Annotated in this window: 14 protein-coding genes; 11 read left to right on the top strand and 3 right to left on the bottom strand. The window is 62.7% G+C overall.

What is annotated here, in order from left to right; translation table 11 throughout:
- Positions 1–2: 2 nt before the first annotated feature.
- Positions 3–158, bottom strand: coding sequence for a DUF6131 family protein (locus AC5Y5C_RS01200; protein ID WP_499969270.1), 156 nt, complete (start codon positions 156–158; stop codon positions 3–5).
- Between the two features lie 233 nt (positions 159–391).
- Between AC5Y5C_RS01200 and AC5Y5C_RS01205 the strand changes: the two genes are divergently transcribed.
- On the top strand, positions 392–970 hold the full coding sequence (locus AC5Y5C_RS01205; protein ID WP_499968278.1) for a PepSY domain-containing protein: 579 nt from the start codon (positions 392–394) through the stop codon (positions 968–970).
- A gap of 41 nt (positions 971–1,011) precedes the next feature.
- Here AC5Y5C_RS01205 and AC5Y5C_RS01210 read toward each other — a convergent pair whose 3' ends face one another.
- The gene (locus AC5Y5C_RS01210) at positions 1,012–2,424 is read right to left on the bottom strand and encodes a phytoene desaturase family protein (protein ID WP_499968280.1); all 1,413 of its coding nucleotides are present in this window, start codon (positions 2,422–2,424) and stop codon (positions 1,012–1,014) included.
- Between the two features lie 200 nt (positions 2,425–2,624).
- Between AC5Y5C_RS01210 and AC5Y5C_RS01215 the strand changes: the two genes are divergently transcribed.
- Complete coding sequence (locus AC5Y5C_RS01215; RefSeq protein WP_499968282.1) at positions 2,625–2,825, top strand: three-helix bundle dimerization domain-containing protein; 201 nt, start codon at positions 2,625–2,627, stop codon at positions 2,823–2,825.
- Positions 2,826–2,830: 5 nt separating this feature from the next.
- On the opposite strand, the gene AC5Y5C_RS01220 is transcribed toward AC5Y5C_RS01215, so the two are convergent.
- Positions 2,831–3,508, bottom strand: coding sequence for a potassium channel family protein (locus tag AC5Y5C_RS01220; RefSeq protein WP_499969272.1), 678 nt, complete (start codon positions 3,506–3,508; stop codon positions 2,831–2,833).
- Between the two features lie 61 nt (positions 3,509–3,569).
- Here AC5Y5C_RS01220 and AC5Y5C_RS01225 point away from each other — a divergent pair, with 61 nt between their 5' ends.
- From AC5Y5C_RS01225 to AC5Y5C_RS01265, 9 genes are all read left to right on the top strand, one after another.
- On the top strand, positions 3,570–5,066 hold the full coding sequence (locus tag AC5Y5C_RS01225; protein WP_499968284.1) for a potassium/proton antiporter: 1,497 nt from the start codon (positions 3,570–3,572) through the stop codon (positions 5,064–5,066).
- Positions 5,067–5,478: 412 nt separating this feature from the next.
- Positions 5,479–5,874: a pyridoxamine 5'-phosphate oxidase family protein gene (locus AC5Y5C_RS01230; protein WP_499969274.1), complete on the top strand. Its 396-nt coding sequence runs from the start codon at positions 5,479–5,481 to the stop codon at positions 5,872–5,874.
- 336 nt (positions 5,875–6,210) lie between these two features.
- Positions 6,211–9,783: a carboxylic acid reductase gene (gene car / locus AC5Y5C_RS01235; RefSeq protein ID WP_499968286.1), complete on the top strand. Its 3,573-nt coding sequence runs from the start codon at positions 6,211–6,213 to the stop codon at positions 9,781–9,783.
- Positions 9,784–9,801: 18 nt separating this feature from the next.
- Complete coding sequence (locus AC5Y5C_RS01240) at positions 9,802–10,242, top strand: helix-turn-helix transcriptional regulator (protein ID WP_499968288.1); 441 nt, start codon at positions 9,802–9,804, stop codon at positions 10,240–10,242.
- 10 nt (positions 10,243–10,252) lie between these two features.
- Positions 10,253–10,663, top strand: a complete 411-nt coding sequence (locus AC5Y5C_RS01245; protein WP_499968290.1) for a VOC family protein — start codon at positions 10,253–10,255, stop codon at positions 10,661–10,663.
- A gap of 214 nt (positions 10,664–10,877) precedes the next feature.
- A complete protein-coding gene (locus AC5Y5C_RS01250) occupies positions 10,878–12,146 on the top strand; it encodes a lipase family protein (RefSeq protein ID WP_499968292.1) in 1,269 nt (422 codons plus the stop codon).
- 75 nt (positions 12,147–12,221) lie between these two features.
- Positions 12,222–13,559 (top strand): hypothetical protein, encoded by a 1,338-nt coding sequence (locus tag AC5Y5C_RS01255; protein ID WP_499968294.1) that lies wholly within the window; start codon positions 12,222–12,224, stop codon positions 13,557–13,559.
- 475 nt (positions 13,560–14,034) lie between these two features.
- Positions 14,035–14,445 (top strand): MmpS family transport accessory protein, encoded by a 411-nt coding sequence (locus AC5Y5C_RS01260; RefSeq protein WP_499969275.1) that lies wholly within the window; start codon positions 14,035–14,037, stop codon positions 14,443–14,445.
- Entirely contained in the window at positions 14,442–17,345 is a 2,904-nt protein-coding gene (locus AC5Y5C_RS01265; protein ID WP_499968296.1) for an MMPL/RND family transporter, read from the top strand. Before AC5Y5C_RS01260 ends, AC5Y5C_RS01265 begins: the two co-directional genes overlap by 4 nt.
- The last annotated feature ends 25 nt before the right edge of the window (positions 17,346–17,370 follow it).

Below are 17,370 nucleotides of genomic sequence, written 5' to 3' on the forward strand. Positions count from 1 at the left end.
AATCAGTAGTAGTGGCTGCGGCCACCGACGGCGTGTCCCATGCGGCCCGCGACCATCAGCACCAGGCCGATGACGATGAGTACAACTCCGCCGGTCCAAAGCCACCCGATGTCGAGGATGAAACCGGCGGCCAACAAGATCGCTCCGAGGATGATCATTGCTTTCACCTCGTTCCGTGTCGGATTCTCACGCGCGATGTTTTTGTTTACGATGTCAACCATACGCCGGCCTCGCCTTTTGTGGGCGATGTTGAAGAATCGGTCTCCGCACACTTCGGCCGTATTAGATAGTCCGTTAACTGGTTGTCCGGCCACATGATTCGCAAAGGGCGGAGCGACGACCGCGCCGGTGTTCCTTGACAGGTTGCTGCACGTGGACGCAGCCTGGGGAGATGAGGTGTTCACCGCGAATCGAGGGCGTGGGGGTAGTCGCGCTGGCACTGCTCGGTGGCTGCGCCCACGCCCAGACCGGTGACCTGGGAGCGGGCAGTGCTGGAGTGGAGTTGCCGACTACAACCGGTAGCACGTCGGCGCAGGTGGCCGCCGGTAGAGGGGTCCCCGTGATCGCAGCGCGGCAGGCTTTACAGACGGCGGCTGCGGCGGTGCCCGGTGGCCGTCCGTTCGACTTGGAGACAGAAACTGACAACGGACAGCGCGTGCTGGAAGTGAAGGTGGCGGCCCACGGCGACGAATTCAAGGTCATCGTCGGCGCGGACGGGAAACAGGTTGTGCGGCAAAAACAGACCGACACCCCCGGTGACGACGTCGCAAAGGTGGAGGGGGCCAAGATCGATGCCCGCAAGGCATTACAGACTGCTGCCGGTGCTGATCCCGGTAGCACCTTGTCCGAGATGGAGATCGACGTCAATCATGATGGCGCGCTGGTGTGGCAGGTGGCGTTAGTGCACAGAGACGGGTCCACCCTGCAGATCGATGTCGACGCGAAGAGCTCAGCGGTCAGCGCTCATTGACCCACCCTGGTGCACAACCGGTCTCGCGTCCCGGGTATTACTCACCGCAGCTGTTTGAGCGCGGCATTCGCGGCGTGCACACCGCACATACCGTGCGCGCCAGGGCCTGGCGGCGTAGCCGCCGAGCAGATGAACATCCCCGGCGCGCCAAGACTGTAGGGGGTGAACCCGACACGAGGACCGAAAACCAGCTGTCGGATGTCCTTGGCGCCCGTCATGATGTCCCCACCCACGTAGTTGGCGTTGTACACCGACATCTCCGTCGTCGAGCGCACCGCCGTGCCGACAATGCGCTCGCGGAAACCGGGTGCGAATCGTTCGATCTGACGGATGATCGCCTCGGTGGCATCTCCGGCGTAACCGAAGGGCACGTGTGCGTATGTCCAGAGCGGGTGGATAGCGCCAGCTGAGCGCTGCGGATCGGCCAAATACTGTTGACCGACAAGGACGAAGGGGCGCTCCGGCATGACGCAGGCATGGATCTGCCGCTCGGTGGCGGCGACCTCGGCGTAGGCGCCACCGAGGTGGACGGTGCCGGCATGGCGGGCCTCGTGGGCGGTCCACGGAACCCCGCTGTCGACGGCGAAGTCGACCTTGAAGGCGCCGGGGCCGTGCCGGAACCTCATGAACGCACGGGCGATTCTTGCGGGCAGCCGATCGCCGAGAATCTTTGCGACGGAGCCGGGTTCGAGATCGAATAGCGTCAGATCGGCGTCGGGCAGTTGTGCGGCATTGTCGATGCGAACCCCCGTGTGCACCGATGCGCCCAGCTCGGTGAGGGTTGCGGTCATGGCCCGGACCAGGGAACCGGTGCCGCCGGAGACGACCGGCCAGCCGTACCGATGCCCGGCCGTCATGATTCCTAGTCCGACCGCAGCCGTCATCGGATAGTGCAATGGACGGAAGGCATGCGCGGCGACACCGCCGTACAGTGCGCGGGCCGACTCGGTGTGGAATAGACGCGCGATGGTGGACGCGGGCAGGGCCGCCGGCAGTCCGAATCGGGCCATCTGGACGGGGTGATGGGGAACCCTCAATAGCGGCGCCGTGATGTCCTCCACGAGAGTCTCGAAATGCCGCGAGGGATAGCCGAACAGCGCGCGCCAACGATTACCGTCGCGTCCCATCAGAGCGGCCGTGTCATCGACCGACCGGTGTAGGACGCCTGCAGTTCCGTCGTCGAGCGGGTGAACGCAGTCGATCTCGGGCAGGAGCCAGCGCACGCCGTGACGGGGCAGATCCAGACTGGTCAAGAAGGAAGACCCGATGGCCATCGGGTGGGTAGCCGCGCAGTGGTCATGGACGAGCCCGGGAGCGAGCATCTCCGAGGAACGGCATCCACCCCCGGGTTCATCAGTGGCCTCCAACACAGTGACAGAGATCCCCGCACGGGCGAGGGTAATTGCTGCGGCAAGCCCGTTGGGGCCGCCGCCGACGACGGTCGCGGTGCTCATCGGGTCGTCGAGCTGCTGACAGGGCCTCCACGAAATGCGCAGGTAATCAACGAATTACGGTTGATCTGCACCGTGACATCCACCTCCGTTGGGTCCGTCACCACAGTGTACAAAGCCCTAGGTCGGGTGCTTGGCTGATCGCCTATCGCGCTAAAACTCGCAGTTGACGAAACTGTAAACGTAGTGCAAATTTTGTCCCTGTGGCGGTACTCAGTGAGCGGGCAGGGATCGGCGACCTCGTGGAGCAGCTGCATGGTCGACATCCGAACCTGACTCGCGACGTCGTGGAGGCGGTGGTTCGTGCCGAACACTCCCGCTTCGACGACAGCCCCTTGCGTGACTACGTTCCGCTGCTGGTCGAGCGGCGGGCACGCGAGGAACTGGCCCTGCTCAGCCCGTAGTCGACCTACCGGTCGGGTGCCATCTCGGCTCCGTGGATCGCCGCACGAATCGCGTGCTCAACGGCGCTGTTGGCAATGAAGAGCATCTCGTCGCCGGCCTCCAGGACGTCCTCCGGCTTGGGCAGTACGACGGCTCCGTTCCGAATCACGGTGACCAATGCGGTGTTGGGCGGCAGTTCCAGGTCCGCCACACGCTGTCCCACTAGGGGATTGTCCTGGGGCAGAGTCAGTTTCGTTAGACCCGCGCTTCCCTCACGCAGCCCCATGAGACGTACCAGGTGACCGATGTCGATCGCGCCCTCGATGCCCGCCACCATGGCGCCGGGTGTGGAAACCGCCACGTCGATACCCCAGGCCTGGCCGAACAGCCCCTGGTTGCGGATGTCGTTGATACGGGCGACGACCCTGGGCACGCCGAACTCGGTCTTGGCCAGCAGGCCCACGACGAGATTGGCCTTGTCGTCACCGGTGGCAGCGACCACGACATCACAGGTTTCGATCCCCGCGTCTTCCAGGGTGTCCAGCTCGCACGCATCGGCGTTGAGCCAGTCCGCTTCGGGCACTGCCTGCGGTTCGAAGTTACTGCGCTCGCGTTCGATCAGCAGGATTTTGTGGCCGTAGTCCAGCAGCTCGCGCGCAACGGAACGGCCGACCTTGCCCGCGCCTGCAATCGCGACTCGCATCTTCCGTTCCGCCACCCCGCTATCGTGCCCTATTAATCGGACTCGATCGACGGGGAACAACGTGAGCTTGCACCAGCTATACCTGGCTTTGCTCATTGGCGGGCTCGTGCTGCTCGCGAGCATCGTCGGTACCCGGGTGGCGACGCGCATCGGATTCCCCAGCCTCTTGTTCTTCCTCCTGGTAGGGGTGGTGCTCGGGGAGGACGGGCTTGGCGTTGAGTTCGACAACGTGGAACTGGCTCGGAACGTGTGCACCGCGGCGCTTGCGGTGATCCTCGTCGAGGGTGGTTTGACCACACGGTTCGCCGATATCCGCAAGGTGCTAGCGCCCGCCGGCGCGATGGCCACCGCCGGTGTCGTCATCAGCACGGTGGTGACCGCGGTCGGCGCGCATGTGCTGTTGCGTATGGATTGGCAGTTGGCCTTGTTGTTGGGCGCCATCGTGTCGTCCACCGATGCCGCGGCGGTGTTCTCGGTCTTGCGGGTGCTACCACTGCCGCGCCGGGTCGCCGGACTACTGGAGGCAGAGTCCGGATTCAATGACGCCCCCGCCGTGATTCTCGTCCTGATGTTCAGCGTTGTGCCCTTCGTGTTCGAGCCGAAAAGCGCCGTGATTCAGATCGTCTACGAACTGCTTGCGGGTTCGGCCATTGGTTTGGTGTCCGGGTTCCTCGGGGCCATGGCACTGCGCCGCGTTGCCCTGCCCGCGTCGGGTCTGTACCCGATCGCGACATTCGGTATCGGGCTGGTCGCGTTCGCGGCCTCCGGCAGCGTGCACGCCAGTGGCTTCATCGCTGCCTATCTGGCCGCGGTGGTGCTGGCCAATTCCGGTCTGCCGCATCGGTCTGCCACCCGGTCGTTCGCCGAGGGGCTCGGCTGGCTGGCGCAGATAGGCCTCTTCGTCCTGCTCGGCTTGCTGGTCAATCCCAGCGAGCTGTTAGGTGACCTGGTACCCGCGATCGTCGTGGGGCTCGTTCTGCTTCTGGTGGCCCGGCCGCTGTCCGTAGTGGGATCGCTTGCAGGATTCGGTATCCCGTGGCGCGAGCAGGCCTTTCTGTGCTGGGCCGGACTGCGTGGTGCGGTTCCCGTCGTGCTCGCGACCTTCCCGATCGTGGAGGGTGTGCCCGACAGTTACCGCCTGCTCAACATCGTGTTCGTCTTGGTAGTGGTCTTCACCCTCATCCAGGGACCGAGCCTGCGGCCCGTCGCACATCTGCTGGGGCTGATCACTCGGGAGACCACCCGTGAGATCCAAGTCGAGGCAGCGCCTTTGGATGTATTGGATGCTGAGCTGCTGACCATGAAGGTGCAACCGGGATCTCACCTGCGCAACGTGACCATCCTCGAACTACGGTTGCCCGACCCGGCAGTCGTCACCCTGATCATCAGGCAGGGCAACACGTTCGTTCCGCTGCCCGACACCCGGATCGAGTCGGACGACGAACTGATGATCGTCACCACCAGTAAGACCCGGGCTTTGACAGAGTCGCGCCTCCGTGCCGTGAGTAGGCGGGGCAAGCTCGCGTACTGGTTCGACGAGTACGGGGATGTCGGCTGATTGGGGTTGCGTTGACGTGTGGGAGGCGACCACACCCCGGGAAAGGCACGACCGGGATGATGCGCCGCCGGGGTAACGGGCACTGGACGTAGTTAGGCACAACGAATAATATAGTTCGGTGCCCCGAAACTATTCGACGGATCGAGAGCCCCTGAATGCATCGTGGCTTGAAACAGTTGCGATAGCGCAAGCCATCGCCTCGGGTGACAAGGTTTCCGCGGCGCACATCCTGCGGACCAGCCAGCGCCGGCTCACGGTTGCCGAGGATCTGCTGCACCTGCTCTCGGTGCTGATGCGTGCGGCTCCGGCCGGTGCGACGAGGCGGTTGCTCGATACCGCCCGATCCTGCACGCCGCCACCACCCATACCGAATCTCGTTCCAGTACAACCATTCCAGGAGGACGCGTACATAATGCCCACGCTCACCGATGAGATGAAGCGGATGCTTGGTTCCCAACTGGCGGTGCTGGCGACGGTGAGTGACGGCACGACCCCCAATATCGGGCCCAAACGTTCCCTGCGGGTGCGCGACGAGCGATCTCTGATCTTCAATGAGAACACCGGCGGGCAGACCCTGGCCAACATCCTTGCCGGATCAAAGGTTTCCGTCGCGGTGATCGACCGCGACGCCCTGGACGGTTACCGGTTCGTCGGCTCTGCCTGCATTCACGACTCGGGGCCGGCATTCGATGATGCCGTTGCCTTCGCGGAGGAACGGGGCATGAAGTATCCACGCTGCGCCGTCGTCATCGCTATCGAGGGCATCTACACGCTCAAGCCGGGCATTACCGCAGGGAAGCCGGTGTAGACATGGATCATGACGAAGCCCTTTCCGGCGTCGGATGAGGTCGTCCTGTACTGAGGCCTGGTTGTCCGTTCTGCATCAAGCTTCGGGCGCAGCTGCGCTTCAGTCGACTGCGCTACACCGAGGTCACATCTGGGAATCGCCCGCTGCGACAGTGACACTCCTCACGCCGAGACGGCATCTGGACTCGTTCATGCCGGTCAGACCAGCATGAATGTCCATTCCGGGCAGGTGGAGAACGTGGGCTCACAGGGAATAGTTAGCTTAGGTATGTACTTTTATCAGGTGGGCAACGGTGCCCTCCCACTTACTTAACGCCGATCTCCGAGGTATCTAGGCATGACTGAAACGATCTCGACACCTGCCGCCACGACGACGCCTGATCTTGCGGGACAAGGGGACACGGGGCATGAGGAACTGGAACGACGCGTTGCGAAGGTCGTGTCGAACGACCCGCAGCTGCAGGGGCTCCTCCCTGACGACGCAGTGACTGATGCGGTCAATGAACCCGGCCTGCCGCTCGTGGAAGTGATCCGGCGACTGCTGGAGGGCTACGGGGATCGCCCGGCGCTCGGGCACCGCGCAGTGGAGCTGGTGACCGACGACAACGGCGTGACCGACCTCGTGCTGAAGCCTGAGTACGTCACCACCTCCTATCGCGAACTGTGGAATCGGGCCGAGGCCATCGCCGCCGCGTGGCACGAGCAGGGAATCCGCGATGGCGACTTTGTCGCCCAGCTCGGCTTCACCAGCACGGACTTTGCCTCCTTGGATGTTGCGGGACTTCGGCTCGGGACCGTCTCAGTGCCCTTGCAGACCGGGGCCTCGATACAGCAGCGCAACGCAATTCTTGAAGAAACGCAGCCCACCGTCTTCGCCGCGAGCATCGAGTACCTCGACGCGGCGGTGGAGTCGCTACTCGCGACGCCATCGGTGCGCCTGCTCTCGGTGTTCGACTACCACCCAGAGGTGGACCGCCAGCGCGAAGCACTGAGTGCCGTGCGTGAGCGACTGCAGAACGCCGGCCGGGAGATCACCGTCGATCCTCTCGGTGACGCCATCGCGCGCGGTCGCGAGCTCGCCGCCGCACCACAGCCCAGCGAGGACCCCGACGCACTACGCCTGCTCATCTACACCTCGGGCAGCACCGGCACCCCCAAGGGCGCGATGTACCCGCAATGGCTGGTGGCCAACCTCTGGCAGAAGAAGTGGCTCACCACCACGGTAATTCCGGGCGTAGGCGTCAATTTCATGCCGATGAGCCACCTGGCGGGACGCCTCACGCTGATGGGCACGCTCTCTGGAGGCGGCACGGCCTACTACATCGCCTCCAGTGACCTTTCTACATTCTTCGAGGACATCGCACTCATCCGTCCTACCGAGGTGCTGTTCGTACCGCGTGTGGTGGAGATGGTCTTTCAGCGTTACCAGGCCGAGCTGGATCGCTCGCTTGCCCCCGGCGAAAGCGATGCGGACATCGCCGAGCAGATCAAGGTGCGCATCCGCGAAGAGGATTTCGGTGGTCGCGTGCTCAGCGCCGGATCCGGTTCCGCGCCACTGTCTCCCGAGATGAACGACTTCATGGAATCGCTGCTGCAGGTAGCGATGCTCGACGGCTACGGTTCGACCGAAGCCGGGGCAGTGTGGCGCGACGGTGTCTTGCAGCGTCCGCCCGTCACCGAATACAAGCTGGTGGATGTTCCTGAACTCGGTTACTTCACAACGGATTCCCCGCATCCCCGGGGTGAGCTGCGCATCAAGTCGGAGACGATGTTCCCCGGCTACTACAAGCGTCCGGAAACCACTGCCGACGTCTTCGACGAGGACGGCTTCTACATGACCGGCGACGTGGTCGCCGAGCTGGGACCGGACCACCTCAAGTACCTGGACCGCGTCAAGAACGTCCTCAAGCTCGCCCAAGGCGAGTTCGTCGCCGTGTCTAAGCTGGAGGCCGCGTACACCGGCAGCCCGCTGGTTCGGCAGATCTTCGTGTACGGCAACAGCGAGCGTTCGTTCTTGTTGGCGGTCGTGGTACCCACACCGGAAGCTCTTGAACGATATGTAGATTCACCAGACGCGCTCAAACCGCTGATCCAGGATTCTCTGCAGCAGGTCGCCAAGGGCGCGGAGCTGCAGTCCTACGAAATTCCCCGGGACTTCATCGTCGAGACGGTGCCGTTCACCGTCGAATCCGGTCTGCTGTCGGATGCGCGCAAGCTGCTGCGTCCGAAGCTGAAGGAGCATTACGGCGAGCGGCTGGAGGCGCTGTACGCCCAACTGGCTGAAAGCCAGAACGAGCGGTTGCGTGAGCTTGCGCGGGAGGCAGCCAGCCGTCCGGTTCTGGATACGGTGACCGATGCCGCGGCGGCACTACTGGGGGCATCCTCCTCCGACCTGGCCCCCGATGTGCGGTTCATCGACCTCGGAGGCGACTCGCTCTCGGCGCTGTCCTACTCCGAGCTACTGCGTGACATCTTCGAGGTGGACGTTCCGGTCGGCGTGATCAACAGCGTCGCGAACGATCTCGCCGCGATTGCCCGGCATATCGAGGCGCAGCGTTCGGGCGGCGCGACGCAGCCGACCTTCGCGTCGGTCCACGGCAGGGACGCGACGGTTATCAATGCCGCCGAGCTCACCCTGGATAAGTTCATCGACGAGTCACTATTGAAGGCGGCCAAGGCAGTCCAGCCACCAACAACGGACGTTAAGACCGTGTTGGTGACCGGTGGTAACGGCTGGCTCGGACGCTGGCTGGTGCTGGATTGGCTCGAGCGACTGGTGCCCCATGGCGGCAAGGTGTACGCACTCATCCGCGGCTCCGATGCCGCGGCCGCCCGTGCGCGGCTGGATGCCGTCTACGAATCGGGAGACCCCAAGCTGTCGGCCCATTACCATCGGTTGGCGGAACAGGGCCTCGAAGTGATCGCTGGTGATTTCGGTGACCGGGATCTGGGTCTGCCCCAAGATGTTTGGCAGAAGTTGGCCGCCGATGTGGATCTGATCGTCCACTCAGGCGCGTTGGTGAACCACGTGCTTCCGTACAGCCAGCTGTTCGGACCGAATGTGGCGGGCACCGCCGAGATCATCAAACTGGCGATATCCCAACGGCTCAAGCCGGTCACCTACTTGTCGACGGTCGGCATCGCCGACCAGATTCCGGTGACCCAGTTCGAGGAAGATTCCGATGTCCGTGTCATGTCGGCACAGCGCCATATCAACGACGGCTACGCCAACGGGTATGGCAACTCGAAGTGGGCGGGCGAGGTGCTCCTGCGTGAGGCCCACGACTTGGCCGGGCTGCCGGTGCGGGTATTCCGCTCCGACATGATCCTTGCGCACAGCGACTACCACGGTCAGCTGAACGTCACCGATGTGTTCACCCGCACCATCCAGAGCCTGTTGCTCACCGGCGTCGCACCGACGAGTTTCTACGAACTGGATGCGGACGGTAACCGTCAGCGGGCGCACTACGACGGTGTTCCCGGCGATTTCACGGCCGCATCCATCACCGCGATCGGTGGCGTGAACGTGACGGACGACTACCGCAGCTTCGATGTGTTCAACCCCCACCATGACGGCGTCTCGATGGACACGTTCGTGGATTGGCTCATCGAGGCCGGGTACAAGATCGCGCGGATCGACGACTACGGCCAATGGCTCACTCGTTTCGAAACAGCGCTCAAGGGACTGCCCGAGCAGCAGCGCCAGCAATCCGTGCTGCCGCTGCTCAAGATGTACCAGAAGCCGCAGCCGGCAATCGACGGAAGTGCGCTCCCGACAGCTGAATTCAGCGGAGCCGTACGCGAGGCGAAGGTCGGTGGCTTGGGCCAGGCTCCCGGCGAGATCCCGCATGTCACCAAGGACCTGATCCTCAAGTACGCCGCCGATATCAGCCTGCTGGGTCTGATCTAGCCGATAGAATCCCGCAGTGTGACCAGTGCGGGTGACGTGCAGCGTCTGCGTGATCTCGCGCGTCTTCGCCGGGTGCGTGACCGGATGGACCGCGAGTACGCGCAGCCACTGAATGTCGAACAGCTGGCCAGCGATGCCCACATGTCGGCCGGGCACCTGAGTCGGCAGTTCAAGAGCGCCTACGGGGAATCGCCGTACTCCTACCTCATGACGCGACGGATCGAGCGGGCAATGATGCTGCTGCGCCGCGCGGATATGAGCGTGACCGAGGTCTGTTTCGCGGTCGGCTGCTCATCGCTCGGAACCTTCAGCACCCGGTTCACCGAATTGGTCGGAGTCCCGCCCAGTGTGTACCGAGACCGCACTGACGGGCACGTGGCGGGCATTCCGTCCTGCGTCGCCAAGCACGTCACCAGACCGATCAGGAATCAAGAAGCCACCGTCGAAAGGCGCGGCTAGCGTGTCCGGCATGGACATCACAATCAATGCGAGCTTCCTGCCACACACCGATCCCGAGGCCTCCCTGGCCTTTTACCGCGACGCCCTCGGATTCGAGGTCCGCAAGGACGTGGGATATGAGGGCATGCGCTGGATCACCGTCGGTCCCGCCGGACGTCCGGACATGAACATCGTGTTGACACCGCCCGCGGCCGACCCGGGTGTCACCGATGACGAGCGCCAGACCATCGCCGAAATGATGGCCAAGGGCACCTATGCGAGCATCATGCTGGCCACCGACGACCTCGCCGGACTCTTCGAGCGTGTGCAGGCTACCGGCGCCGAGGTCATGCAGGAACCCACCGATCAGCCCTGGGGTTCTCGAGACTGCGCCTTCCGTGATCCTGCCGGCTGTACGGTCCGCATCCAGGAGCTTCTCTGAATAGCCAAGAACTCCAAAGCAACCGGTCGATAGTCATGATCGGATCCGCGTGCGCGGTGCCCGGGTCAACAAACTCAAGGTCCATGCGGCGCACCCGACGACCTTGTCGGCGCGCGATCGATGCTGACAGGGAAGTAGCCTCGCGGAGTACATGGGCGCCTATTCGGTGGGCGTCGCCGCGGATCTACGCTGTGCTGGACGCAGGAGGAATCGCATGGCAAAGAAGCCCATCGCCGTTCTCGGTGGATCCGCACTGGCCGGCCTAGGTACGGCCGTGACTGGGATCGCGGGCTCGGCCGCGGCTCTGCGCAGCCCCTCGGTGGTGCGGCGGCTCAACAGCTGGGCGGCGCGCAGGTTGACCGACGAACAGCGTGCCGATCGGCACGCCGCCATCTTGCCGTCGCCCATCCCGGGGCCCAGCTTCTACTCGGACCCGGGTGACCTCAGCAACCGCGCCAACGGCGAGATCGTTCGCACGCACCAGGTGTGGCCGCGTATCCCCTTGCCTGGAGCCACTCTTCAACGGTTCATGGTCCGATCCACCGATACCGCGGGAAATGCCGTGCCGGTAACGGCCACGCTGATCGAGCCCAAGCGCCCATGGCGTGGCGCGGGCGCCCGGCCGGTAGTGGTGCGCAACCAGCCGATCAACTCCCTGGGTCTCAAGTCCGCGCCGTCCTACCGGATCGAGCGAGGCATGTACGTAGACGTGCCGCCACTGGCGCCGCTGCTTCTGGCGCGAAACTACGCGGTCCTCGTACCCGACCACGAGGGCCCGCGGATGGCCTACTCGGCGGGCATCATGGCTGCACATGCCGTACTGGACTCGGTTCGCGGAATGCACGAAATACGCCCAGACCTTATCGAATCCCCGATGGTGATGGATGGGTACAGCGGCGGTGCCATCGCGACGGTGTGGGCCGCGCAGGAGCAGCCGGCCTACGCGCCAGAACTGAGGTTCAGCGGTGCGGTCGCAGGCGGGACGCCGACGGATTACGCCCTGCTATACCGCAGTATGAACGGCGCCTTGGGATCTGGGCTATTCGCGGCGGCCACGATCGGGCAGGCACGCGAATACCCCAGCATGGTTGGGCTCTTTGGCGATTTCGCCTTCTATATGACGACGCTGATCAAGGATTTGTCGCAGCCGCCGTTGGCAGCGGCCGGGGTGGCACGCATCGATCTGGATGTATTGGCGGCCATTCCATCGCCTTTCGAATCCGAGATCGCACAGGACGTAATCGCCGCGAACAAACCCGGCGCCACGGCTCCGACGATGCCAATTCTGCTGTACCACGGATCTCGTGACCGGTTCATGGGTGATCAGTTCGTTCCCGAGCAAGGCGTGACCGCGCTCATCGAGAGCTGGCGCTCCAGGGGAGCGACGGTGGACTACCTGCCCGTGCCCGGCGAGCATCTGATCGCCGCCGGGTGGGCGATGCCCAGTGTTCTGCGTTGGATGCGCGGCGCACTAAGGGGCTAGTGGTTCCTCGAATCAGGATGTGACTCAGGGTTTTCCCGGAGGCGCAGACACTCGCGGGACGGCTAGGCTCGCGGCATGACGACCGATGTACCCGTGCTGTCCGGTACCTCCGAAGACGATGGAGCTGATACTCCAGCGCGGTGGACTTCGTTGCAGAAGATCGGATTCCGTCTGCTGTTCACCATTGGCGGCGGGATTCTTCTGCTCTCGGTGTACGACAACCTCGGGCTTTACAACCTGTGTGAGCCGGTGTTGTGGCTGACGGCCCAGATAGGAAGTTTCCTCATCCGCGGTCGCGGTATCGAACTCACCGTGTCTTCCGGAGGGGACCTGTTGTGGTCGTGGTGCTACCACCTGGGCTGGATTGTGATCGCGCTGGTGATCACCGTCGTGTGGACGGCGTTGGACCGCCACCGGCCGAACTACCGGCGCCTGGCCGCCTCGCTATGGGTTTTCGCACGGTTCGGTCTGGCGATGTCGATGATCACGTACGGGATCGCGAAGGCGATTCCCACGCAGATGGGGTTCATGGGCCTTCCTGATCGGCAGCTGCAATTGGCCGGCGACACAAGCCTGTTCAATACGCTGTGGGGCTTCATGGGCGCTTCGGAGCCGTATTCGATAGCCACCGGGACCGTGGAACTGGTGTCCGGGTTACTGCTGCTGTGGAAGCGCACGTGGGTCTTGGGCGCCTTGGGGTCGGTGTTCGCCATGGGGCAGGTGTTCCTGCTCAACATGACGTATGACGTTCCGGTCAAACAGGTCTCGGGAGAGCTGTTCTTGATTGCGGTCGCCGTTACCGCGCCACTGTGGCCAAACCTTGTGCGGGTGATCTTCAACCGCAGCCCCACCCAGCCGGTGCGGCTGTGGCAGGCGCTCGGCTCGGACCGGCGATGGCTGCTCAGGACGGGCATCGTGCTGAAGTTCGGGCTGTCTTCGGTCCTGACGGCACTTATCGTGCTGCAGTCACTAGCGGTGTACTCGACATACAAGACACCCACCTCGAGCCTGGATGGCGTTTGGCACGCAACGTCATTCACCATCGACGGGCGCGGGGCAACGCTGAACCAGACTGACCCCGCACCATGGCCCAACGTGGCGATTTCCCACCGCGACACCGTGGCGGAGTTCAGTGTGATGAAGTTTGTCTCCCAGACGCCCGACGGACGTACCGCTGCGTGGCTGTTAGCGGTCAACGGTGACCGGCTGGAGTTGCGCAAGCGTGAGTCCAGTCCGCCGCAACAGACACTTCACGCGCAGCAGCCCAGCCCGGATCGGCTGGTCCTCACCGGTGTGGTGGATGGCAAGAGGATCGAGGGCACCTATGAGCGCCGGTTCATGGAGCGCAGCAAGTCCGGATTCCGGTGGATTCAGCCATCGATGGATCCCGACTCCGTGGATGCTGACGGGTAGCAGTCCGAAAATATTGGCACCGATGCTTATTTGGTGATCTGCAGTTGTACTGCGGGCTCTCGCAAGCTGTTTCGCGCACGCGTTGGTGTGGGATGTGATTACGGCGAGGCCCCACATCTGCGGGCTCGCCAGGGAGCAGCGCCACCGGACGGCGCGAGAACCAATTTCTGGACGAGCAGTCCATTCCCAAATTTGGTGGACAACAAGGTATTAGACGTTTCCAGACCTAGATTGCGGATTGTCTCGTTCGTGGCGCACCGACATGATTTACTCGTCGGAATCGGGTCGCGCGCGACGAGGCGTGCCGCACGTTGGCAGTGCTTCGCACACGACCGAGCCAGGGTGCCGCCGCATTCGAAGTTCGGTTATCCGTTGTGTTCACATCCGATCTGAAGATACATGTTCGTGCAGCTGAGATGCTGCCGAGCGCAGAAGACAGTCGGAGGGACTCGAGATTTTCACGATCTTGAAGCGTGTGTGGATTCCGTTGGTGCTCATGGTGGTGGCAGTCGCGGGTGGATTCACCGTGTCGCGGTTGCACGGCGTCTTCGGTAACGAGCGTCGTCCCGTGTATGCCAGTGCCGAACGGGAAGAGAAGCGGCCCCACGACCCCAAGTACCTGATCTATGAGGTGTTCGGACCCCCGGGCACGGTGGCGACCATCAGCTACTTCGATGCGGACGCAGAGCCACAGGTGATCAAGCAAGCTGCGCTGCCCTGGTCGGTGGAGTTCCCGATCACCGAGGCGACGGCCATGGGAAACCTCACCGCGCAGGGAGACACCGACAGCATTGGCTGCCGCATCCTCGTGGGCGACAAGGTCAAGGACGAGAAGATCCGGTACGGCGTCAGCGCATTGACCTTCTGCATGTTGAAGGCCGCATGAGCACTCTCAACGACCCCCCGACGGAACCGTTGCCGGTGGGCCACCGTCGGCCACTCCTGGCACGGGTGATTCGCCGTCTGTCTATTCCGATCATCCTTGGTTGGTTGGCGATAGCGGTCGTCCTGAGCATCACCGTTCCCTCACTTGAGCAGGTCGAGAAGGAACACGCGGTGGCAATGAATCCGGATGCGGCGCCGTCATTTCAGGCGACGCAACGGATGGGAAAGCTGTTCGACGAATCAAATTCCAGCGTGGTGGCGATGATCGTTGTGGAGGGTCAGCAACCCCTCGGTGACGATACGCACCGCTACTACGACGAGATGATTCGCCAATTGAAATCCGACACGGCGCACGTGCAGCATGTGCAGGATTTCTGGGGCGATCAGATGACGCAGGCTGCTGCGCAAAGTCTCGACGGTAAGGCAACGTATGTACAAGTGGCTCTGACGGATCCCCGAGAAGGGGCTTCGGCGAATCAATCCGTTGAGGCCGTTCGGGGCATCGTGGATCGGATGCCGGCACCGTCGGGGGTGAAGGCCTATGTGACGGGCCCTGCGGCGTTCGCCGCGGATTTGGGTCCCGCCGGCAACAGGACGGTTCTCTTGGTCACGGGGCTAAGTCTCGCGGTGATTTTCGCCATGTTGCTCTTGGTGTATCGATCGGTCGTTTCCGTGGTCCTGATGCTGATTGTCGTCGGAATAGAGTTGACGGTGGCCCGAGGGTTCGTGGCGTTACTCGGCAATCTTGGGCTTATCGGTATAACCACATTCGTCGTGAATCTGCTTGTGGCACTCGCCATTGCGGCTGGCACGGACTACGGCATATTTTTCACCGGGCGATACCAGGAGGCACGCCAGTCCGGTCAGGATCCTGAGACGGCGTTTTACACAACCTTTCGCAGCGTCGCGAAGGTGGTGCTGGGATCGGGTTTGACCATTGCCGGCGCGGTTCTCTGTCTGCACTTCACCCGGCTCCCCGTCTATCAAACATTGGGAGTCGCCACCGCCGTGGGCATGGTGGTTGCCGTCGCGGTAGCGATCACACTCGTTCCCGCGGTGATCGCCCTCGGCAGCCGTTTTGGGCTGTTTGAGCCCAAGAGAAGGGTCACGGTCCGTCGATGGCGACAGCTCGGGACGGCGATTGTGCGTTGGCCGGCACCGATTCTCGTCGCGACGTGCGCGGTGGCGCTCATAGGGCTGTTGACGCTGCCCGTGTACCAGCCCAGCTACAACGACCAGAAATACATCCCGCAGGATATTCCCGCCAACGTGGGCTATGCGGCGGCCTCACGACATTTCCCTCAGTCGTTGATGATGGCCCCCGATGTTCTCTTGATCGAAGCCGACCACGATATGCGCAATCCGGTCGACTTTCTGGTGCTGAACAAACTCGCGCGCGGTGTCCAAGCGGTTCCCGGCGTGTCCAGGGTTCAGGCGGTAACTCGGCCTGGCGGCGAGCCTTTGAAACACACCACCATTCCGTTCATGCTCAGCATGAGCAGCGCGAGCCAATCACATTTGATGCCGTTTCAGAAGAACCGCATGGACGATCTGCTGGTCCAAGCCGACGACATGCTGAAGACGATAGCCATCATGAAGCGGATGCAAGCGTTGACGGAGCAGATGGTGGGCACGACCCACGGCATGGTCGGAACAACGCACGAGCTCGAAACGATCATGAATGAGCTGCGGGATCACGTCATGGATTTCGACGACTTCATCAGACCAATCCGAAACTATCTCTACTGGGAAAAGCACTGTTACGACATTCCGGTCTGTCAGGCCATCCGTTCAGTCTTCGACACGCTCGACGGGGTCGACGAAGTCTCCGACAAACTAGGTGACCTGGTCGCGAATCTTGATCGGCTGGACGAGCTCCTTCCGCAAATGGCCCAGCAGTTTCCCGTGATGATCGAGACCATGGAATCCACCCGGAAAATGATGCTGTCCATGCATAGCACCATGTCTGGGATCTTCGATCAGATGGAGCAGTCGACCAATAACTCGACAGCGATGGGTAAGGCTTTCGATGCCGCCCAGAACGACGACTCGTTCTATCTGCCCCCGGAGGTTTTCGAGAACGAGGACTTCAAACGCGTCATGGATATCTTCTTGTCCTCGGACGGGAAGGCGGCCCGGATGCTGATATCGCAGAGGGGTGATCCTGCGACCCGCGAGGGCATGTCGTTGGTTGAGCCGATAGAGACTGCGGCTGCCGAGGCGCTCAAGGGCACACCGTTGCGGAATGCCAAGATCTATATGACGGGCACCGCAGCGTCGGTCAAAGACATTGTCGACGGCTCGAAGTACGACCTGTTGATCGCGGCCACCGCGGCGCTCTGTCTGATATTCGGCATCATGCTGATCATGACCAGAAGTTTTGTTGCTGCGCTGGTTATTGTTGGGACAGTGGCACTTTCGCTGGGGGCGGCGTTCGGGCTCTCGGTGCTCATCTGGCAGAGCATTCTCGGCATCCCCTTGAACTGGGTGGTGCTGGCGATGTCGGTGATCATCTTGTTGGCGGTGGGCTCGGACTACAACTTGTTGTTGGTGTCGCGGATGAAGGAAGAACTGGGCGCGGGGATCAATACGGGGATCATTCGGGCGATGGGCGGCACCGGCAAGGTGGTGACCTCTGCGGGTTTGGTATTCGCGTTCACCATGTTGTCGATGGTGGTCAGCGATCTTGTCACCATCGGCCAGTTGGGTTCGACGATCGCGATCGGTCTGTTGTTCGACACGTTGGTGGTGCGTGCATTCATGACACCGGCGATCGCTGCGCTGTTGGGGCGGTGGTTCTGGTGGCCGCAGCGGGTACTCCAACGCCCCGCCAGAGCGCTACGCCACTCGGCCGGTCCACGCCCGCTGGTGAGTTTCCTTCTGCAGAAGGAAGAGCGCTGACCACAATGAATGCCCTTGTCTACGG

This window comes from Mycobacterium sp. NGS15, assembly GCF_059813245.1.

Bases quoted from the DNA above. Each gene is read 5' to 3' on its own strand.
- AC5Y5C_RS01200 (WP_499969270.1), bottom strand. From the start codon at position 158: ATGATCATCCTCGGAGCGATCTTGTTGGCCGCCGGTTTCATCCTCGAC.
- AC5Y5C_RS01205 (WP_499968278.1), top strand. From the start codon at position 392: ATGAGGTGTTCACCGCGAATCGAGGGCGTGGGGGTAGTCGCGCTGGCA.
- AC5Y5C_RS01210 (WP_499968280.1), bottom strand. From the start codon at position 2,424: ATGAGCACCGCGACCGTCGTCGGCGGCGGCCCCAACGGGCTTGCCGCA.
- AC5Y5C_RS01220 (WP_499969272.1), bottom strand. From the start codon at position 3,508: ATGCGAGTCGCGATTGCAGGCGCGGGCAAGGTCGGCCGTTCCGTTGCG.
- AC5Y5C_RS01230 (WP_499969274.1), top strand. From the start codon at position 5,479: ATGCCCACGCTCACCGATGAGATGAAGCGGATGCTTGGTTCCCAACTG.
- car (WP_499968286.1), top strand. From the start codon at position 6,211: ATGACTGAAACGATCTCGACACCTGCCGCCACGACGACGCCTGATCTT.
- AC5Y5C_RS01245 (WP_499968290.1), top strand. From the start codon at position 10,253: ATGGACATCACAATCAATGCGAGCTTCCTGCCACACACCGATCCCGAG.
- AC5Y5C_RS01250 (WP_499968292.1), top strand. From the start codon at position 10,878: ATGGCAAAGAAGCCCATCGCCGTTCTCGGTGGATCCGCACTGGCCGGC.
- AC5Y5C_RS01255 (WP_499968294.1), top strand. From the start codon at position 12,222: ATGACGACCGATGTACCCGTGCTGTCCGGTACCTCCGAAGACGATGGA.
- AC5Y5C_RS01265 (WP_499968296.1), top strand. From the start codon at position 14,442: ATGAGCACTCTCAACGACCCCCCGACGGAACCGTTGCCGGTGGGCCAC.